This is a genomic window from Burkholderia sp. Ac-20345 (genome assembly GCF_017104825.1).
Lineage (GTDB): Bacteria > Pseudomonadota > Gammaproteobacteria > Burkholderiales > Burkholderiaceae > Burkholderia > Burkholderia lata_B.
In genome coordinates, this window is record NZ_JAAGPO010000196.1 from 1 (window position 1) to 18,734 (window position 18,734).

The following is an 18,734-nucleotide window of genomic DNA, read 5'->3' on the forward strand; positions in this document are numbered from 1 at the left end:
GGAACTTCGTGTTTCTCAGCAGCGCTGCGTTTTCAGCAGCAGAGAAGCGAGATTATGAACCGTGTTTCGCAGATCGTCAACAACTTTTTTCACTACATCGTTGCGACCGCGGGGCTCAACTTCCAGGTCAGCTGCGCGCTCCAAGACTTCAGCACACCACCAGCCCTGCTTCCCCTTCCGCGCTGCGTTTCCGTTAGCGCGAAAGAGGCGTGATTCTAAGCACCCACCTCCAACTACGCAAGCCCCTTTGTGAAAATATTTTGAAAAAGCCCCCGTGCGCTATCGCGCACGGGGGCTTCGGGCTCGACGGGCCGAGTGACGCCGGCAACCGGGAGGTCGCCGGCAACACTTCCCTCTATATATAGAGGCGCGTCACTTCCCGCCCGCTGCAGCCTGCAGTTGCTCGACAGGCACCGCGTCGGCCATCGCCGTGTAGCCGGCGTCGCTCGGATGAATGCCGTCGCCGCTATCGTAGCGACGCTGCAGCACGCTCGGGCGTGCCGGATCGCGCAGCACGGCATCGAAGTCAACCACGCCGTCGAACCCGCTACCGCTCCGGATCCATCGGTTCACCTCAAGGCGGATCGCCTCGCGCCCCGCCGGCAGCCCGGCCGGCGTCAACGTCGCGCCGAAGACCTTCACGCCCTGACGGTGTGCCGCTTCGATCAGCCGGCGGTAGCCGTCGATCAAAGATGCAGCCGTGACCTGCGTATGCGGGTGGTCGCAATCGAGCCCCGCGCGCGGCGGCATCGCCGCAAAGTTGATGTCGTTGATCCCGATCAGCACGATCGCCGCCTTCACCCCCGCGCGCGACAGCGCATCGCGTTCGAACCGCGACGCCAGCGACGTGCCGTAGCACGCCGAATCGCTGAGCAGCCGGTTCCCGCTGATGCCAAGATTCGCGACGCCGATCGACTCCGCACCGGAGGCGGTCAGCCTGCGCGCCAGTGCGTCCGGCCAGCGGCGGTTCCGGTTCACGCTCGAACGCAGCCCGTCGGTGATCGAATCGCCGATCGCGGCTACGCTGGCGCGCGCGGAACCGGTCTCGACCGCGAGTTCGGTCACCCACGCATATTGGGTAAAGCGGGTGCGGAACGCGGCAGCGCCCGGATCACTCACGTGATCGCCCGGCACAGACACGTAATTGAACTGGTTCGACACGCGGTGCCAGACCGTCATCCGCTGGCTCGCCCCCACCTGGAGGCTGATCGCATACGGCCGCCCGGCCGCCACGTCGATCACCACCGGATCGCTTTCGAGCTCCTGGCCCGGCGCAAGCGTCACCGACACCTTGCCGCCGAACCGGACCGGCACTGCTGCGCCGGCAAGCGCCGCCCCTTCGCCGGCGCGCGCGAGGCTTGCCGCCTCGACGACCAGCGGCGCACGACCGTATGCATTGCTGACGCGAATCCGCGCGGCGCGCCCCGACACCGTCGGATAGACGATCTGGCGCACGGCCCGTCCGGCCACGTCGGGCGCACGATAGAGCGGCGGCGGTGCGGCAAGGTCAGGGATCGGCTGCAGCGCGGTCGCCCACGCGGCCACCCACCCGGCCGGCGCGGCCGAGGCCGACGCCACGAGCGGCGAGACAAAGACAGCCGCACCCAGCACGGCCGCGGCGATACTGCTTCGGAATGACATCGGCAAAATCCTCGTCGGAAAGCGGGCATTGTGCCGCAGAAGACGCGAACCCCACGCGCCGGACCACCATCACGCCACCCGATCGCGCCCCGACGTCCCTCGTTTACCCGAGTCTCCCCGCAAATCCGCAAGAAATTTATTAACCGGCCGGTCGGTTGGTTTATACTTCGCACACATTCAACCGGACGAGAGCCTCGCCATGTACACGCAATCCCTCGACATCCCCGGCAACGTCGCGCCGCTCGACGCCGCAGCCGAGTCGCCCGAGCAGGCGCGGTTCGATGCGGTCATGGCCGCCGACGGCAAGATCGAGCCGCAGGACTGGATGCCCGATGCCTATCGCAAGACGCTGGTTCGCCAGATCTCGCAGCACGCGCACTCGGAAGTCGTCGGCATGCTGCCCGAAGGCAACTGGATCTCGCGCGCGCCGAGCCTGAAGCGCAAGGCGATCCTGCTCGCGAAGGTCCAGGACGAAGCCGGCCACGGCCTCTATCTTTATAGCGCGGCCGAAACGCTCGGCGTATCGCGCGATTCGCTGGTCGACGCGCTGCACGCCGGCAAGGCGAAATACTCGAGCATCTTCAACTACCCGACGCCGACCTGGGCCGACGTCGGCGTGATCGGCTGGCTCGTCGACGGCGCCGCGATCATGAACCAGATCCCGCTGTGCCGCTGCACGTACGGCCCGTACGCGCGCGCCATGATCCGCGTGTGCAAGGAAGAATCGTTCCACCAGCGCCAGGGCTTCGACGCACTGCTGTCGATGATGAAGGGCACCGACGCGCAACGCGCGATGGTCCAGCAGGCCGTGAACCGCTGGTGGTGGCCGGTGCTGATGATGTTCGGCCCGAGTGACGCCGATTCGGTTCACAGCAACCAGTCCGCGAAATGGGGCATCAAGCGGATCACGAACGACGACCTGCGGCAAAAGTTCGTCGACGCGACGGTCGACCAGGCGAAGGTGCTCGGCGTGACGCTGCCCGACCCCGACCTGAAGTGGAACGAGGCGCGCGGCCATCACGACTACGGCACGATCGACTGGGACGAATTCTGGCGCGTGGTCAACGGCGACGGCCCGTGCAACAAGGAACGCCTCGCGACCCGCGTGAAAGCGCACGAGGACGGCGCATGGGTGCGCGAAGCCGCACTCGCCCACGAAGCAAAGCGCCGCGCGCGCGCCGAACAGCACGCCGCCTGAGCGGCGGCACACCATCGAATTCAGGATTCAGGAGAAAGTGATGAACAAGGAATGGCCGATCTGGGAAGTGTTCGTGCGCAGCAAGCAGGGGCTCGATCACAAGCATTGCGGCAGCCTGCACGCCGCCGACGCGTCGATGGCGCTGCGCATGGCGCGCGACGTCTACACGCGCCGCCAGGAAGGCGTGAGCATCTGGGTGGTGCCGTCGTCGGCGATCACCGCGTCGGATCCGAACGAGAAGGCCGAGCTGTTCGAGCCGGCGGGCGACAAGATCTACCGTCACCCGACGTTCTACACGCTGCCCGACGAAGTCAACCACATGTAACGCCCGCGCCATGACGATCACGCCCGAACACCTCTCCTACGTGCTGCGCCTCGCGGACAACACGCTGATCCTCGGTCAGCGAAACGCCGAATGGTGCGGCCACGGCCCGATCCTCGAGGAAGACATCGCGCTCACCAACATGAGCCTCGACCTCATCGGCCAATCGCGCATGCTGTATACGCACGCGGCCGAACTCGAGCGCCAGCTCACCGGCGCAACGAAGACCGAGGACGATTACGCGTACTTCCGCACCGAACGCGAGTTCGCGAATTTCACGCTCGCCGAGTTGCCGCACTACGGCCCGGTCGCCGGCACCGCGCACGCCGACAACGACTACGCGGTGACGATCGTGCGCAACTTCCTGTACTCGGTGCTGATGCTGCACGTATGGACCGCGCTCGAAACGTCGACCGACACGCAGCTCGCCGCGATCGCCGCGAAATCGGTGAAGGAAACCCGCTATCACGTGCAGCACGCACGCGAGTGGCTCGTGCGCCTCGGTGACGGCACCGACGCATCGCACCGTCGTGCGCAGGACGCGCTCGACTACCTTGCGCCGTACACGCGCGAATTCTTCGCCGCCGATGCGATCGACGACGCGGTCGCCGCCGCGGGCATCGCCCCCGCACCGGCCGCGCTCGAAGCGGCATGGCGCGCGGACGTGGACGACGCGCTCGCGGAAGCAACGCTCACGCTACCGGCCCCCGTACAGCATGTGACGACCGGCAAGCAGGGCGAGCACTCTGAACACATGGGCTACCTGCTCGCCGAAATGCAAAGCCTCGCACGCCAGCACCCCGGCGCGACCTGGTAACCCCGACGCCACGGAGCCCGACGATGTCCGTCCAGACTGCCCCCGCCATCACCGTGCCTGCCGCGCACGGCGACGATCCGCTGCTCGCCCGTGCATGGGACGTGCTCGAAGCCGTGCCCGACCCCGAGATCCCGGTCGTGTCGATCCGCGAGCTCGGCATCCTGCGCGACGTCCGCCGCGCGGACGACGGCCAGCTCGAAGTCGTGATCACGCCGACCTACTCGGGCTGCCCGGCGATGTCGCAGATCGCGGAGGACATCGCCGCCGCGCTGCAGGCCGCCGACCTCCCGCCGCACCGGATCGAGACGGTGCTCGCACCCGCGTGGACGACCGACTGGATCACGCAGGAAGCGCGCGACAAGCTGCGCGCGTACGGCATCGCGCCGCCGGTCGGCCAGTGCGGCACCGCCGCGCCGCGGGAAAACGTCGTGCGTTTCGTGCCGCGGCCCGTCGCGGCGCCCGCGTGCCCGCGCTGCGGCTCCGCCCGCACCGAGCGTCTCGCGCAATTCGCGTCCACGGCCTGCAAGGCGCTGTATCGCTGCGTCGACTGCCGCGAACCCTTCGACTACTTCAAACCTTATTAATCGATATGGCGACCCCGCAATTTCATCCGCTGCGTATCCGCGACGTGCGGCCCGAGACCGCCGACGCCGTAACCGTCTCCTTCGACGTACCGCCCGAGCTGCGCGACGCTTACCGCTTCACGCAGGGCCAGTTCGTCACGCTGAAGACCCACATCGACGGCGAGGAAACGCGCCGCTCGTATTCGATCTGCGTCGGCACGACGGACTACGACCGTGACGGCGAACTGCGCATCGGCATCAAGCGCGTGCGCGGCGGCCGCTTCTCGAACTTCGCGTTCGACTCGCTCAAGCCGGGCCACACGATCGACGTGATGACGCCGGACGGCCGTTTCTTCACGCACCTGAACGCCGACCACGGCAAGCAGTACGTCGCGTTTTCCGGCGGTTCCGGGATCACGCCGGTGCTCGCGATCGTGAAGACGACGCTCGAACTCGAGCCGCGCAGCACGTTCACGCTGATCTACGGCAACCGCAGCGTCGACGCGATCATGTTCGCGGAGGAGCTCGAGGACCTGAAGAACCGCTACATGAACCGCTTCGTCCTCTATCACGTGCTGTCGGACGACCAACAGGACGTCGAGCTGTTCAATGGCGTGCTCGACCAGGCGAAGTGCGCGGAATTCCTCGCCACGCTGACCCCGGCTGACTCGATCGACGAGGCATTCATCTGCGGCCCCGCGCCGATGATGGATGCGGCCGAAGCCGCGCTGAAGGCGGCCGGCGTGCCGCAGGCGAAGGTGCACGTCGAGCGCTTCGGCACGCCGCTGCCGCAGGCCGGTACGCCGGTCGTCGAAATCACCGATCAGACGCCGGCCGCCGACCTGGAAATCGTGCTCGACGGCAAGAAACGCAAGCTGCGCCTGCCGTACGAGGGCGTGAGCCTGCTCGATGTCGGCCTGCGCGCGGGCCTCGCGCTGCCGTACGCGTGCAAGGGCGGCGTGTGCTGCACGTGCCGCGCGAAGGTGCTCGAGGGCGAAGTGCGGATGGAGAAGAACTACACGCTCGAAGAGCATGAAGTGAAGGACGGCTTCGTGCTCACTTGCCAGTGCCACCCGATCAGCGACAAGGTCGTCGTGAGCTACGACGAGCGTTGAGCGACGTCGCGTCGCAGCGCCGGACGGTTTCTCGCCGTCACACATCTCGCTTACACTAGGGGCCGCCGGCCGGCTGGACATCGCAACGTCCGCCCGGCCGGCGGCTTTCTTTTGTTGACGACAGGCCGATGAGTACCATTCATGTGATTCAGGGCGGCACCGCCGCCGCGTCGCTGCGCGAGGCACTCGCGCAAGCCGGACGCGACGAGCTCGTCGTCGGATTGCTCGACGATCTCGGCGTCGGGCCGCTCAAGGGCGCCGACGAGACGCCCGACACGCGCGCCGCCTTCTGGCAGCGCGTGCTCGGCGACCAGATTCCCGACTGGAACGCAGAGATCGAAGGCGAGTTCGCGCGCCTCGACCAGCTCGCGACCGATACCGGCCAGGTGGTGGTGTGGCATGCGCCGAGCGTCGGCGACAAGCTGCTGCTGCGCCGCGTCGCCTATCACCTGCGCAACGTCCCGCAACGCCTGAACGAAGTGCGGCTGTCGGCCGCCGATCTCGACTCGGCGCAGCGCGCGGCGCTGTCGCGCACCGACCAGGCGTGCGCGACCGGCATGTTCTCGCCCGCCGAACTGGCGCGCAAGCGCCCGGTGGCCGCGCCGATCTCGGTGCTGCGCATCGGCCGCCTCGCGCTCGAATGGCAGGAGGCGAAGCACCTGAACGCCGAGCTTCGCTACTGGGTCAGCAACACGATCAAGAGCGGCCACTATGAGGATCTCGACGCGCTGATCGTCGCGCGCGCGGCAACCGACTGGCTGCCCGCGAGACGCCTCGTCGGCAGCATCATGGCCGACGCCGACCGCGGCGGGCTGTTCGTCAGCGACTCGATCGCCTGGTGGCGCTGCCGCGAGCTCGCGGCAACCGGCCGGCTCGAGCTGCAGGACGACGCGCCCGACGCCCTCTCTTCCACGCAGGTGCGCGCGGCCCGCGCGGCCACCACGCACAGCTAATCTTCCGCATTCGACCATGGCCCGTACCCGAGCGCCCGACCACGAATCCCAGCGCGAGCAGATCCTCGATCTGGCCGCCGAGAAATTCGCGCAGACGAGCTACCCGAGCACGTCGATGTCCGATCTCGCGACCGCGAGCGGTACGTCGAAGGCACGCCTCTATCACTATTACGAGAGCAAGGAAGCGATCCTGTTCGACCTGCTCGACCGCTACACGAAACGGCTGATGCTGATCATCGCCGAGGTCGAAGGGGCGAGCCAGCGGCGCGGCCTCAGCGAGCGCGACGCGTTCGCGGAGCTCGTGCGCGCATTCCTCGCCGAGTACGAGACGTCGCACAGCCGTCACGTCGCGCTGCTCAACGACGTGAAGTATCTCGAAGACGCGCAGCGCGAAATCGTGCTCGACCGCCAGCGCGACATCGTCGCGGCGTTCACGCGGCAGCTCGCACGCGCGTACCCCGACCGCATCTCGAAGGAAAACCAGACATCCGTAACGATGATGGTGTTCGGGATGATCAACTGGACCTTCACGTGGTTGAAGCCGGGCGGCCGCCTCGGCTACCGCGACTTCGCCGAGCAGGTGATCGACCTGATCGAGCGCGGGCTGTCGACTGCGGCCTGATTGACGCGCAGCAGCAAGCGTTGCGCGACGGGCACACTGCGCCCGTCCGTCGCACGTTTCATATGATGAATTTTAAATCCGTTAAAAATCAAATAGATACGGATTTAACTAAGCAGATTTAGAATTCATCCTCCAGCTTAAACATCGCCAAATACGGGTTTTCCCCAATCCGAGGGCCGACGGTCGGGTAAAATGCTGTTGCATTGCACAACCCGCTGTACGGTCACACTGAGGAACCCACGATGAACACGCAATTCAACGGCACTGCCGATGTCGTCGGCAACGCCGGTACTGCGCCGGTTCTCGTCAGGGAACTGGCTTCCAAGGACCGTGAGCAAATGCTCACCCACTTTCTCTCGCTCGACGAAGAGGACCGCCTGCTGCGCTTCGGCCAGATGGTGCCCGACCACGTGATCGAGAACTATGTCCGCACGATCGACTTCGGCCGCGACACCGTGTTCGGCGTGTTCGACCACGACCTCGAACTGATCGGCGTCGGCCACCTGGCCTACCTGCCGGCCGAGGGCGACAAGCGCACGGCCGAATTCGGCGTGTCGGTGCTCGAAAGCGCACGCGGCCGCGGCGTCGGCTCGAAGCTGTTCGAGCGCGCGGCGATCCGCAGCCGCAACACGCACGTGACGATGCTGTACATGCACTGCCTGTCGCGTAACGCGACGATGATGCACATCGCGAAGAAATCCGGGATGCGGATCGAGTACGCGTACGGCGAAGCCGATGCGTACCTGTCGCTGCCGCCGGCCGACCACTCGACGATCATCGCCGAGATGCTGCAGGAACAGGCCGCGGTGTTCGACTACGCGATGAAGCGTCAGGCGCGCCGCACGACGAAGTTCATCGAATCGCTGATGCCCGCCGCGCTGACGGCGTAACGTCGACCCTGTCGGCCAGCCGGGCCGCGCCTGCGGCGCGCCCGGCCTCCTCCCTTCCCCGCCGCGCGCTAGCGCACCGAACGAATCGGCAACGCCGTCGTCTCCTTGAAGCATTCGAGCGAAAAGCTCGTCTTCACGTCGATCACCGACGGGTGATGCAGCAGATGCTCCTGCACGAAGCGGGAGAAATGCGCCATGTCCTCGACCTGCACGCGCAGCAGGTAATCCATATCCCCCGTCATCGCGTGGCACGCGACCACTTCCGGCCAGGTCTGCACGGCCGCGCGAAACAGCTCCGCATGGGTCGCGCCCGCACGCGCCGACGTTTCGTCGGCCCGCACCGGCGCCAGGCCGCCGCGCTTCTCGAGCCGTACGCTCACGTACGCGAGCAGGTCGAGCCCGAGCTTCTGCGGATTCAGCAGCGCGACATAGCCGGTGATCACGCCGATCTCCTCGAGCCGCCGGATCCGCCGCAGGCACGGGCTCGGCGACAGGTTCACGCGCTCGGCGATCTCCTGGTTCGACAGGCGCCCGTTCTCCTGAAGAATCGCGAGAATTCGCCGGTCGATGGCATCCAATTCGGCTTGCGCCATCTTCTGCCCTCCAATGAATAGTTAGAGACTGGAAATTGCGCCATCGTAGGTTCAGGCAATTAAGTTCGCAAGTTTACGCTCGCGGCTGCCCGCTACACTCTGTCGCACGTACCGATTCGTCGCACACGCCGCCTCGTGTGCCACGTTCGACATCGAACCAAGCCGGGCATGCGCACGTCGCCCCGGTCGATCGCCCCCACAGGAGACACGCCATGCAGATCCCGAACTGGGACAACCCCGTCGGCACCGACGGCTTCGAATTCATCGAATACACGGCACCGGACCCGAAAGCGCTCGGACAACTGTTCGAACGGATGGGTTTCACCGCGATCGCGCGCCACCGCCACAAGGACGTGACGGTGTACCGCCAGGGCGACATCAACTTCATCATCAACGCCGAACCGGATTCGTTCGCACAACGCTTCGCGCGCCTGCACGGCCCGTCGATCTGCGCGATCGCGTTCCGCGTGCAGGACGCCGCGAAGGCGTACAAGCGCGCGCTCGACCTCGGCGCATGGGGCTTCGACAACAAGACGGGCCCGATGGAGCTGAACATCCCGGCGATCAAGGGCATCGGCGATTCGCTGATCTACTTCGTCGACCGCTGGCGCGGCAAGAACGGCGCGCAACCGGGCGCAATCGGCGACATCAGCATCTATGACGTCGACTTCGAGCCGATCGCCGGCGCGAACCCGAACCCGGTCGGCCACGGCCTCACCTACATCGACCACCTGACGCACAACGTGCATCGCGGCCGCATGCAGGAATGGGCCGAGTTCTACGAGCGCCTGTTCAACTTCCGCGAAGTGCGCTACTTCGACATCGAAGGCAAGGTGACGGGCGTGAAGTCGAAGGCGATGACGTCGCCGTGCGGCAAGATCCGCATCCCGATCAACGAGGAAGGCTCGGATACGGCCGGCCAGATCCAGGAATACCTCGACGCGTACCACGGCGAAGGCATCCAGCACATCGCGCTCGGCGCCACCGACATCTACCAGGCGGTCGACGGCCTGCGCAGCAAGGAAGTGAAGCTGCTCGACACGATCGACACGTATTACGAACTGGTCGACCGCCGCGTGCCGAACCACGGCGAATCGCTGGAAGAACTGAAGAAGCGCAAGATCCTGATCGACGGCGCACGCGACGACCTGCTGCTGCAGATCTTCACCGAGAACCAGATCGGGCCGATCTTCTTCGAGATCATCCAGCGCAAGGGCAACCAGGGCTTCGGCGAAGGCAACTTCAAGGCGCTGTTCGAATCGATCGAGCTCGACCAGATCCGCCGCGGCGTCGTGCAGGACAAGGCCTGACGCAACCGGCGGGCGGCTGCCCGGGGCAACCCGGCAGCCCGCACGATCCGGCGGCACAAAGAAAAAGGGCGGGAATCCCGGGATTCCCGCCCTTTTTGCATTCCGGCGCGGCCCGCGGGCCGCGCGACCGGATCAACGCGCGTTCGCCTTCGACTCGACGGCGCGTTCGGCCGACGGCTGCGCGACGGCGTCCTGGGCCGGCACGATCTGCTGCATCTGCGCGCCGGCTGCCGCCAGTGCGCTCGCGCCTCGCGCGTGCACCGGGCCCGTCATCGAGAAAAACGCGGCGGACACGATCAGGAAACTCTGGATATGACGTGTGTTCATTGCACCTCCTGTAAAACTGCCGGCGCCTCTCCGATTGCGTCGAAACGAACCAACGCGGCCGGGCACCACCAGCAGGCCGACAAGATTAACGGCGTTTGCATGCAGATGGGGCCAGCTTTACATGCTTTTACATGATGTAACTCATGATTCAGCCCCTTTTCTTGATGCGCCGCCGCATTCCCCCCGCGTTCCAACCGATGGGCGGCGGGTTTGCCCCAGTGCTACCATCGCTTAAAACCGGCCAATATGCCGGCCACTGCCGACGCGTCCACAAGATGCCCGAAGCAGTCGAGTTTTGGTGATCCCAAACTGGGTGGAGGAGACAGTTAATGAATGCCCCGCTAGACGCAGGCCAACGCGCGTCGCTAGAAGCCGCGCTGAAGTCCGTCACGCTTGATGACAAATACACACTGGAACGCGGTCGCGCGTACATGAGCGGCATCCAGGCCCTCGTGCGCCTGCCGATGCTCCAGCAGGAACGCGATCGCGCCGCCGGTCTCAATACGGCCGGATTCATCTCCGGCTATCGCGGTTCGCCGCTCGGCGGCCTCGATCTGTCGCTCTGGAAAGCCAAGCAGCACCTGGCAGCCCACCAGATCGTCTTCCAGCCCGGCCTCAACGAAGATCTCGCCGCCACCGCCGTGTGGGGCTCGCAGCAAGTGAACCTGTACCCCGGCGCGAAGCACGACGGCGTGTTCGGCATGTGGTACGGCAAGGGCCCGGGCGTCGACCGCACGGGTGACGTATTCAAGCACGCGAACTCGGCCGGCTCGTCGCAGCACGGCGGCGTGCTGGTGCTCGCCGGTGACGACCACGCGGCGAAATCGTCGACGCTAGCACACCAGTCCGAACACATCTTCAAGGCCTGCGGGCTGCCCGTGCTGTTCCCGTCCAACGTGCAGGAATATCTCGATTTCGGCCTGCACGGCTGGGCCATGAGCCGCTACTCGGGCCTGTGGGTCGCGCTCAAGTGCGTGACGGACGTGGTCGAATCGTCGGCGTCGGTCGACATCGACCCGCATCGCACCGAGATCGTGCTGCCGACCGACTTCATCGTGCCGGAAGGCGGGCTGAACATCCGCTGGCCCGACCCGCCGCTCGTGCAGGAAGCACGGCTGCTCGACTACAAGTGGTACGCGGCGCTCGCCTACGTGCGCGCGAACAAGCTCGACCGCATCGAGATCGATTCGCCGAGCGCGCGCTTCGGGATCATGACGGGCGGCAAGGCTTACCTCGACGTGCGCCAGGCGCTGACCGACCTCGGCCTCGACGACGAAACCTGCGCGCGGATCGGCATCCGGCTCTACAAGGTCGGCTGCGTGTGGCCGCTCGAAGCGCAGGGCGCACAGGCGTTCGCGCGCGGGCTCGACGAAATCCTCGTCGTCGAGGAAAAGCGCCAGATCCTCGAATACGCGATCAAGGAAGAGCTGTACAACTGGCCCGACGGCCAGCGGCCGCGCGTGTTCGGCAAGTTCGACGAGAAGGACGGCGCCGGCGGCGAATGGTCGGTGCCGATGGGCAACTGGCTGCTGCCCGCGCACTACGAGCTGTCGCCGGCGATCATCGCGAAGGCGATCGCGACGCGCCTCGAGAAGTTCGAGCTGCCGTCCGACGTGCGTGCGCGCATCGCCGCACGGCTCGCCGTGATCAACGCGAAGGAAATGGCGCTCGCGAAGCCGCACGTGCAGACCGAGCGCAAGCCGTGGTTCTGCTCGGGCTGCCCGCACAACACGTCGACCAACGTGCCGGAAGGCTCGCGCGCGATCGCCGGCATCGGCTGCCACTACATGACCGTGTGGATGGACCGCAGCACGAGCACCTTCAGCCAGATGGGCGGCGAAGGCGTGCCGTGGATCGGCCAGGCGCCGTTCACGGACGAGAAGCACGTGTTCGCGAACCTCGGCGACGGCACCTATTTCCACTCGGGCCTGCTGGCCGTGCGCGCGGCGATCTCGTCGAAGGCGAACATCACCTACAAGATCCTGTACAACGACGCGGTCGCGATGACGGGCGGCCAGCCGGTGGACGGCGTGCTGACGGTGCCGCAGATCACGCACCAGCTCGCGTCCGAAGGCGCGAAGAAGATCGTGATCGTCACCGACGAGCCGGAGAAGTACGACAGCCAGAAGGCGCTGCTCGCGCCGGGCGTGCCGATCCATCACCGCGACCAGCTCGACGACGTGCAGCGCGAGCTGCGCGAGATCGAAGGCACGACGATCCTGATCTACGACCAGACCTGCGCGACCGAGAAACGCCGCCGCCGCAAACGCGGCACGTATCCGGACCCGGCGAAGCGCGTCGTGATCAACGACGCGGTGTGCGAAGGCTGCGGCGACTGCTCGGTGCAGTCGAACTGCCTGTCGGTCGAGCCGCTGGAAACCGAATTCGGCACGAAGCGCCAGATCAACCAGTCGAGCTGCAACAAGGACTTCTCGTGCGTGAAGGGCTTCTGCCCGAGCTTCGTCACGGTCGAGGGCGGCCAGCTGAAGAAGCCGAAGGCCGTGTCGGTCGACGGCAACGCACTGCCGCCGATCCCTGAGCCGACGCTGCCGGACATCGACCGCGCATACGGCGTGCTCGTCACGGGCGTCGGCGGCACGGGCGTCGTCACGATCGGCGCGCTGCTCGGGATGGCCGCGCACCTGGAAAACAAGGGCGTGACCGTGCTCGACGTCACCGGCCTCGCGCAGAAAGGCGGCGCCGTGATGAGCCACGTGCAGATCTCGCACGCGCCGACCGACATCCACGCAACGCGGATCGCGATGGGCGAAGCCGACCTCGTGATCGGCTGCGACGCGATCGTCACGGCCGGCGACGAGTGCACGTCGCGGATGCGGCACGACACGACGCGCGTGGTCGTCAACAGTGCGCAGACGCCGACCGCCGAGTTCATCAAGAACCCGAACTGGGCGTTCCCCGGCCTGTCCGCCGAAAACGACATCCGTGCGGCGGCAGGCGTTGACGTCGACTTCATCGACGCGAACCGCTTCGCGGTCGCGCTGCTCGGCGACGCGATCTACACGAACCCGTTCGTGCTCGGCTACGCGTGGCAGAAAGGCTGGCTGCCGCTCACGCTCGCGTCGCTCGTCCGTGCGATCGAGCTGAATGCGGTATCGGTCGAGAAGAACCGTGCGGCATTCGACTGGGGCCGCCGTGCCGCGCACGACCTGGCGAGCGTGAAGCAGGCCGCGGCCGGCGACACGCGCGCCGCGCAAGGCGCCACGGTGATCGCGCTGCACACGAAGAAGGCGGTCGACGCGCTGATCGCGAAGCGCGTGGAATTCCTCACCGCGTACCAGAACGCCGCGTACGCGTCGCGCTATGCAGCGTTCGTCGACACGGTGCGGGCGGCCGAGCGTACGCTGGCAGACGGCGACACGGTGCAGGAGCAGCTGACCGAAGCGGTCGCGCGCAACCTGTTCAAGCTGATGGCGTACAAGGACGAATACGAGGTCGCGCGGCTGCAGTCCGATCCGGCGTTCCTCGCCCGTCTGACCGCGCAGTTCGAAGGCGACTGGAAGCTGAAATTCCACCTCGCGCCGCCGCTGTTCGCAAAGACGGATGCACACGGCCATCTCGTGAAGAAGGCGTACGGCCCGTGGATGATGTCGGCGTTCCGGCTGCTCGCGAAGGCGAAGTTCCTGCGCGGCACGGGGCTCGACCCGTTCGGCCGTACCGAGGAGCGTCGCACCGAGCGCGCGCTGATCGGCGAGTACGAAGCGCTGATCGGCGAGGTGCTCGCCAGGCTGAACGCGTCCAACCGCCCGCTCGCCCTCGAGCTCGCGGCGCTGCCGGACGGCATTCGCGGCTACGGCCACGTGAAGGAGAACAACCTGCGCGCGGTACGCCAGAAGTGGAACACGCTGCTCGCGAAGTGGCGGGCGCCGGCCGGCGGCCAGTCGCACCAGCAGGTCGCGTAAGTCACGGCACACGGCCGGCGTTCGCGGTTCGGACGCCCGCCCGGTGCCGCCAGCGCTTCACGATAAAAAAACGCCACGGAACGCAGGTTCCGTGGCGTTTTTCATTGCGCCGCGCCCGAAGCGCGGCACACGCGGGCGTGGACTTACTTCGTGTTCACGTTCGCGGCGGCAACGGCCGTCATGTTGATGATCCGGCGCACGGTCGCAGCCGGCGTCAGGATGTGGACCGGCTTCGCCGCGCCGAGCAGGAACGGGCCGACCGTCACGCCTTCGCCGCCGACCATCTTCAGCAGGTTGTACGCGATGTTCGCCGCTTCGACGTTCGGCATGATCAGCAGGTTCGCTTCACCCGACAGCGTCGTGCCGGGGAATGCCTGCTTGCGGATCATTTCCGACAGCGCCGCGTCGCCGTGCATTTCGCCGTCGACTTCCAGGTTCGGTGCGCGTTCGACGATCAGCTTGCGAGCCTCGCCCATCCGGCGCGACGACGCCGACGGCGCGCTTCCGAAGTTCGAGTTCGACAGCAGCGCAGCCTTCGGCGCAATGCCGAAGCGCTCGATCTCGGCCGCGGCCTGGATCGTCATGTCGGCGAGCTGTTCGGCGCTCGGCAGCTCGTTCACGTACGTGTCGCACACGAACAGGTTACGGCCCGGCAGCATCAGCAGGTTCATCGCCGCGAAGTGCTCGGCGCCCTTCGCACGGCCCAGCACCTGCTCGATGAACTTCAGGTGGCTGTGGAACGTGTCGATCATCCCGCAGATCATGCCGTCGGCATCGCCCAGGTGCACGAGCATCGCGCCGATCAGCGTGTTGAACTTGCGCATCGCGGCCTTCGCGACTTCCGGCGTCACGCCGTCACGCGCGCCGATCTCCTGATACGCCTGCCAGTAGCGGTGGTAGCGCGCATCGTCTTCCGGATCGACGATTTCGAAATCGATGCCGGCCTTCAGCTTCGAGCCGATCTTCTGCAAGCGCATGTCGACGACCGACGGACGGCCGACGATGATCGGCTTCGCGATCTTTTCCTGCAGCACGAACTGCGCGGCGCGCAGCACGCGCTCGTCCTCGCCCTCGGCGAACACGATGCGGGCCTGCTTCTGCTTCGCGGTCGCGAACACCGGGCGCATCACCATGCCGGTGCGGTAGACGGTCGCGCCGAGCTGCTCGCGGTAAGCGTCCATGTCCTGGATCGGACGGGTGGCGACGCCCGAATCCATCGCGGCTTGCGCGACGGCCGGCGCGATCTTGATGATCAGGCGCGGATCGAACGGCTTCGGAATCAGGTAGTCCGGCCCGAATTCGAGCGAGTGGCCTTCATACGCCTTCGCGACTTCTTCGCTCTGGTCGGTTTCCTGCGCCAGCTCGGCGATCGCGCGCACGCACGCGAGCTTCATTTCTTCCGTGATCGTCGTCGCGCCGACGTCGAGCGCGCCGCGGAAGATGAACGGGAAGCACAGGACGTTGTTGACCTGGTTCGGGTAGTCCGAACGGCCGGTTGCGACGATCGCGTCCGGGCGCACGGCCTTCGCGTCTTCCGGGCGGATTTCCGGTTCCGGGTTCGCGAGCGCCAGGATCAGCGGGCGGTCGCCCATCGTCTTGACCATGTCCTGCTTCAGCACGCCCGCGCTCGAGCAGCCGAGGAACACGTCCGCGCCGACGATCGCGTCGGCGAGCGTGCGTGCGTCGGTGGTCGCCGCATAGCGCTGCTTCGACGGATCGAGGTTGCCGCGCCCTTCGTAGATCACGCCCTTCGAATCGGCGACGAGGATGTTCGACTTCGTCAGGCCGAGGTTCACCAGCAGGTCCAGACACGCGATCGCAGCTGCGCCCGCGCCCGAGCACACGAGCTTCACTTCGGACAGCTTCTTGCCGACGACCTTCAGGCCGTTCAGGATCGCGGCCGACGCGATGATCGCGGTGCCGTGCTGGTCATCGTGGAAGACCGGGATCTTCATGCGCTCGCGCAGCTTCTGCTCGATGTAGAAGCATTCCGGCGCCTTGATGTCCTCGAGGTTGATGCCGCCGAGCGTCGGCTCGAGCATCGCGATCGCCTCGACGAGCTTGTCGGGGTCCGACTCCGACAGTTCGATGTCGAACACGTCGATGCCCGCGAATTTCTTGAAGAGGCAGCCCTTGCCTTCCATCACCGGCTTCGCGGCGAGCGGGCCGATGTTGCCGAGGCCGAGCACGGCCGTGCCGTTCGTGATGACGCCGACGAGGTTGCCGCGCGACGTGTACTTCTGCGCGTCGAGCGGATCGGCGTGGATCGCTTCGCACGCGGCGGCGACGCCCGGCGAGTATGCGAGCGACAGATCGAGCTGGTTCGACAGCGGCTTGGTCGGGGTGACCGAAATCTTGCCGGGTTTCGGGTTCAGGTGATAAGCGAGTGCGGCCTGCTTCAGTTGTTCGTCCATGATTGACCTGCGAGAGACATGCGAAATATTGACGGTTCAGTACACAGCACCTTCGGCCGCGTCTGCTTGAATCGAGAGGGTGATCGACTGCGAGACGGCACGCGACGCGCCGGATCGGCACGCCATCGAACCTTGGCGGGTGGCAAGAGGAAAGTACAAAGTACTGAACGATTTCTAAGGGTCGCCTAGTGTACACCCCACGCATGACGCATGTTGGTGCAGCGCCGCATCCTCTGCATCAACACGCGAGCGGTCCGGCCCCGCTTGTTTCGCCGGTGGTGAGCCGCGCGGCGAACCCGCGCGAATTCCGCCGAAAACCGGCCTGAATCGGGTAAAATAGCGGGCTACGCGCGCAGCGATGCGATTGGCCCTCCGATCGCGCCCCGGCCCCCCGGGCAGGTTCCCCTTGCTGCGCCACCGGGCCCGCGCCCGCTCTTCGCTCATCACCCAAGGAATGCCCATGACAGGCTACGATCGTCAGTCGATCTCGGATACGACCGCCAAAATCCTGCTCGAAGTACAGGCAGTGCACTTCAACGCAGAAAAACCGTTCATCTTCACGTCCGGCTGGGCAAGCCCCGTCTATATCGACTGCCGCAAGCTGATTTCGTATCCGCGCGTGCGCCGCGCGCTGATGGAAATGGCTGAAACGACGATCACGCGCGACATCGGTTTCGAGCAGATCGACGCGGTGGCAGGCGGCGAAACGGCCGGCATCCCGTTCGCGGCATGGATCGCGGACCGGATGATGGTGCCGATGCAGTACGTGCGCAAAAAGCCGAAGGGTTTCGGCCGCAACGCGCAGATCGAAGGCCACCTGGAAGAAGGCTCGCGCGTGCTGCTCGTGGAAGACCTGACGACCGACAGCCGCAGCAAGATCAACTTCGTCAACGCGCTGCGCACCGCAGGCGCGACGGTGAACCACTGCTTCGTGCTGTTCCACTACAACATCTTCAAGGAAAGCGTGTCGGTCCTGAAGGACATCGATGTCGACTTGCACGCGCTCGCCACGTGGTGGGACGTGCTGCGCGTCGCGAAGGCGTCCGGCTACTTCGAGACGAAGACGCTCGACGAAGTCGAGAAATTCCTGCACGCACCGGCCGAGTGGTCGGCTGCGCACGGCGGCGCGACGTCCCCGAAGGACTGACGCCGCGCCGGCCCGCTGGCCGGCGTCCTGGCTCAAAAAGCCGCCCGCTTCATCGCGGGCGGCTTTTTTTTCGTCCATCGGTTCGCGCAGGAAACGATCGCGACCACGGGTCGCGGCGTGCATCGCTCATCGAACCCTAATGCTAGACTTGATCCATCGCTGCCATCAGCTGCGCAGGCAACGCACTACGCCAACAACGCCGGGCGCATCGGTCCGGCCCACGTGACGGGAGAAGCGCCATATGCGTGTGGATCGCCGGATCACTCCGCCTGCGCCATCGGGTCGCCCGCCGCCGTTCCTCGCCGCCCTCCTTTACGCCGCCCTCCTCACTGCCCTGCCCGCGCATGCGGAAGGCCCGTTCACCGTGACGAGTGACGACCTGAGCCCGGGCGGGCGCGTCCGCGCCGCGAACGTGTTCGACCGCGGCGACTGCAAGGGCGGCAACCACTCGCCGCAACTCACCTGGCACAACCCGCCGCCCGGCACGCACGGCTATGCGGTCACGATCTTCGATCCCGACGCGCCGGGGCACGGCTGGTGGCACTGGGCCGTGGCGGGCATTCCGGCGACGGTCATGAGCCTGCCCGCCGACGCGAGCGCGTCGGGCTTCCTGCGGCGCATCGGCGCGAGCGAGGCGCGCAACGACTTCGGGATCGACGGCTACGGCGGCCCGTGCCCGCCGCCCGGCAAGCCGCACCGCTACGTGATCACCGTCTACGCGCTCAAGGGCGACGACCTGCGCGTCGCGCAGGGCCGCCCCGCCCCGATGTTCGAGCATGAGATCGGCACGCTGGCGATCGGCACCGCGCAACTCACGGTCAACTACGGGCAATAACGGGCGCCGGGCGTCGGCCATCGCGCGCCGACGCGCACCGGCCGGTGTCGTTCAGTCAGTGGCAACG

Annotated in this window: 17 protein-coding genes; 13 read left to right on the forward strand and 4 right to left on the reverse strand. The window is 66.3% G+C overall.

Annotated elements, in window-relative coordinates; translation table 11 throughout:
• The coding region (locus tag G3O06_RS39125) for a hypothetical protein (protein ID WP_205819309.1) at positions 1-213 on the forward strand (213 nt) is incomplete at its 5' end.
• 159 nt (positions 214-372) lie between these two features.
• Here the strand turns inward: G3O06_RS39125 and G3O06_RS39130 are convergent.
• Positions 373-1,641: an SGNH/GDSL hydrolase family protein gene (locus G3O06_RS39130; protein WP_205819304.1), complete on the reverse strand. Its 1,269-nt coding sequence runs from the start codon at positions 1,639-1,641 to the stop codon at positions 373-375.
• 199 nt (positions 1,642-1,840) lie between these two features.
• On the opposite strand from G3O06_RS39130, the gene paaA reads away from it, so the two are divergent.
• The 8 genes from paaA to G3O06_RS39170 all read left to right on the forward strand — a co-directional run bounded on the left by paaA (position 1,841) and on the right by G3O06_RS39170 (position 8,121).
• Positions 1,841-2,839: a 1,2-phenylacetyl-CoA epoxidase subunit PaaA gene (gene paaA / locus G3O06_RS39135; protein WP_174918438.1), complete on the forward strand. Its 999-nt coding sequence runs from the start codon at positions 1,841-1,843 to the stop codon at positions 2,837-2,839.
• 40 nt (positions 2,840-2,879) lie between these two features.
• The gene (gene paaB / locus G3O06_RS39140) at positions 2,880-3,164 is read left to right on the forward strand and encodes a 1,2-phenylacetyl-CoA epoxidase subunit PaaB (RefSeq protein WP_010092957.1); all 285 of its coding nucleotides are present in this window, start codon (positions 2,880-2,882) and stop codon (positions 3,162-3,164) included.
• Between the two features lie 10 nt (positions 3,165-3,174).
• Positions 3,175-3,978, forward strand: coding sequence for a 1,2-phenylacetyl-CoA epoxidase subunit PaaC (gene paaC / locus G3O06_RS39145; RefSeq protein ID WP_205819305.1), 804 nt, complete (start codon positions 3,175-3,177; stop codon positions 3,976-3,978).
• Positions 3,979-4,001: 23 nt separating this feature from the next.
• Positions 4,002-4,562, forward strand: a complete 561-nt coding sequence (gene paaD / locus G3O06_RS39150) for a 1,2-phenylacetyl-CoA epoxidase subunit PaaD (protein ID WP_174918436.1) — start codon at positions 4,002-4,004, stop codon at positions 4,560-4,562.
• A gap of 5 nt (positions 4,563-4,567) precedes the next feature.
• Positions 4,568-5,656 carry a 1,2-phenylacetyl-CoA epoxidase subunit PaaE gene (gene paaE, locus G3O06_RS39155; RefSeq protein WP_205819306.1) on the forward strand — a complete coding sequence of 363 codons (1,089 nt, stop codon included), beginning with the start codon at positions 4,568-4,570 and terminating at the stop codon, positions 5,654-5,656.
• Between the two features lie 128 nt (positions 5,657-5,784).
• Positions 5,785-6,609 carry a DUF1835 domain-containing protein gene (locus tag G3O06_RS39160; protein WP_205819307.1) on the forward strand — a complete coding sequence of 275 codons (825 nt, stop codon included), beginning with the start codon at positions 5,785-5,787 and terminating at the stop codon, positions 6,607-6,609.
• 16 nt (positions 6,610-6,625) lie between these two features.
• The gene (locus tag G3O06_RS39165; RefSeq protein WP_006482923.1) at positions 6,626-7,231 is read left to right on the forward strand and encodes a TetR/AcrR family transcriptional regulator; all 606 of its coding nucleotides are present in this window, start codon (positions 6,626-6,628) and stop codon (positions 7,229-7,231) included.
• Positions 7,232-7,473: 242 nt separating this feature from the next.
• On the forward strand, positions 7,474-8,121 hold the full coding sequence (locus G3O06_RS39170; protein ID WP_174973703.1) for a GNAT family protein: 648 nt from the start codon (positions 7,474-7,476) through the stop codon (positions 8,119-8,121).
• A gap of 68 nt (positions 8,122-8,189) precedes the next feature.
• Here the strand turns inward: G3O06_RS39170 and G3O06_RS39175 are convergent, their stop codons facing one another.
• Entirely contained in the window at positions 8,190-8,714 is a 525-nt protein-coding gene (locus tag G3O06_RS39175; protein WP_011350656.1) for an Lrp/AsnC family transcriptional regulator, read from the reverse strand.
• A 212-nt stretch (positions 8,715-8,926) separates the two neighbouring features.
• On the opposite strand from G3O06_RS39175, the gene hppD reads away from it, so the two are divergent.
• The gene (gene hppD / locus G3O06_RS39180) at positions 8,927-10,024 is read left to right on the forward strand and encodes a 4-hydroxyphenylpyruvate dioxygenase (RefSeq protein ID WP_085043426.1); all 1,098 of its coding nucleotides are present in this window, start codon (positions 8,927-8,929) and stop codon (positions 10,022-10,024) included.
• A 132-nt stretch (positions 10,025-10,156) separates the two neighbouring features.
• Here the strand turns inward: hppD and G3O06_RS39185 are convergent, their stop codons facing one another.
• On the reverse strand, positions 10,157-10,351 hold the full coding sequence (locus G3O06_RS39185) for a hypothetical protein (RefSeq protein ID WP_046547411.1): 195 nt from the start codon (positions 10,349-10,351) through the stop codon (positions 10,157-10,159).
• 329 nt (positions 10,352-10,680) lie between these two features.
• Here G3O06_RS39185 and G3O06_RS39190 point away from each other — a divergent pair, with 329 nt between their 5' ends.
• On the forward strand, positions 10,681-14,271 hold the full coding sequence (locus G3O06_RS39190; RefSeq protein WP_205819308.1) for an indolepyruvate ferredoxin oxidoreductase family protein: 3,591 nt from the start codon (positions 10,681-10,683) through the stop codon (positions 14,269-14,271).
• Between the two features lie 143 nt (positions 14,272-14,414).
• Here G3O06_RS39190 and G3O06_RS39195 read toward each other — a convergent pair whose 3' ends face one another.
• Positions 14,415-16,685, reverse strand: a complete 2,271-nt coding sequence (locus tag G3O06_RS39195; RefSeq protein ID WP_174918429.1) for an NADP-dependent malic enzyme — start codon at positions 16,683-16,685, stop codon at positions 14,415-14,417.
• A 460-nt stretch (positions 16,686-17,145) separates the two neighbouring features.
• On the opposite strand from G3O06_RS39195, the gene G3O06_RS39200 reads away from it, so the two are divergent.
• Complete coding sequence (locus G3O06_RS39200) at positions 17,146-17,832, forward strand: orotate phosphoribosyltransferase (RefSeq protein ID WP_011350651.1); 687 nt, start codon at positions 17,146-17,148, stop codon at positions 17,830-17,832.
• Positions 17,833-18,073: 241 nt separating this feature from the next.
• Positions 18,074-18,667 (forward strand): YbhB/YbcL family Raf kinase inhibitor-like protein, encoded by a 594-nt coding sequence (locus tag G3O06_RS39205; protein WP_174918428.1) that lies wholly within the window; start codon positions 18,074-18,076, stop codon positions 18,665-18,667.
• The last annotated feature ends 67 nt before the right edge of the window (positions 18,668-18,734 follow it).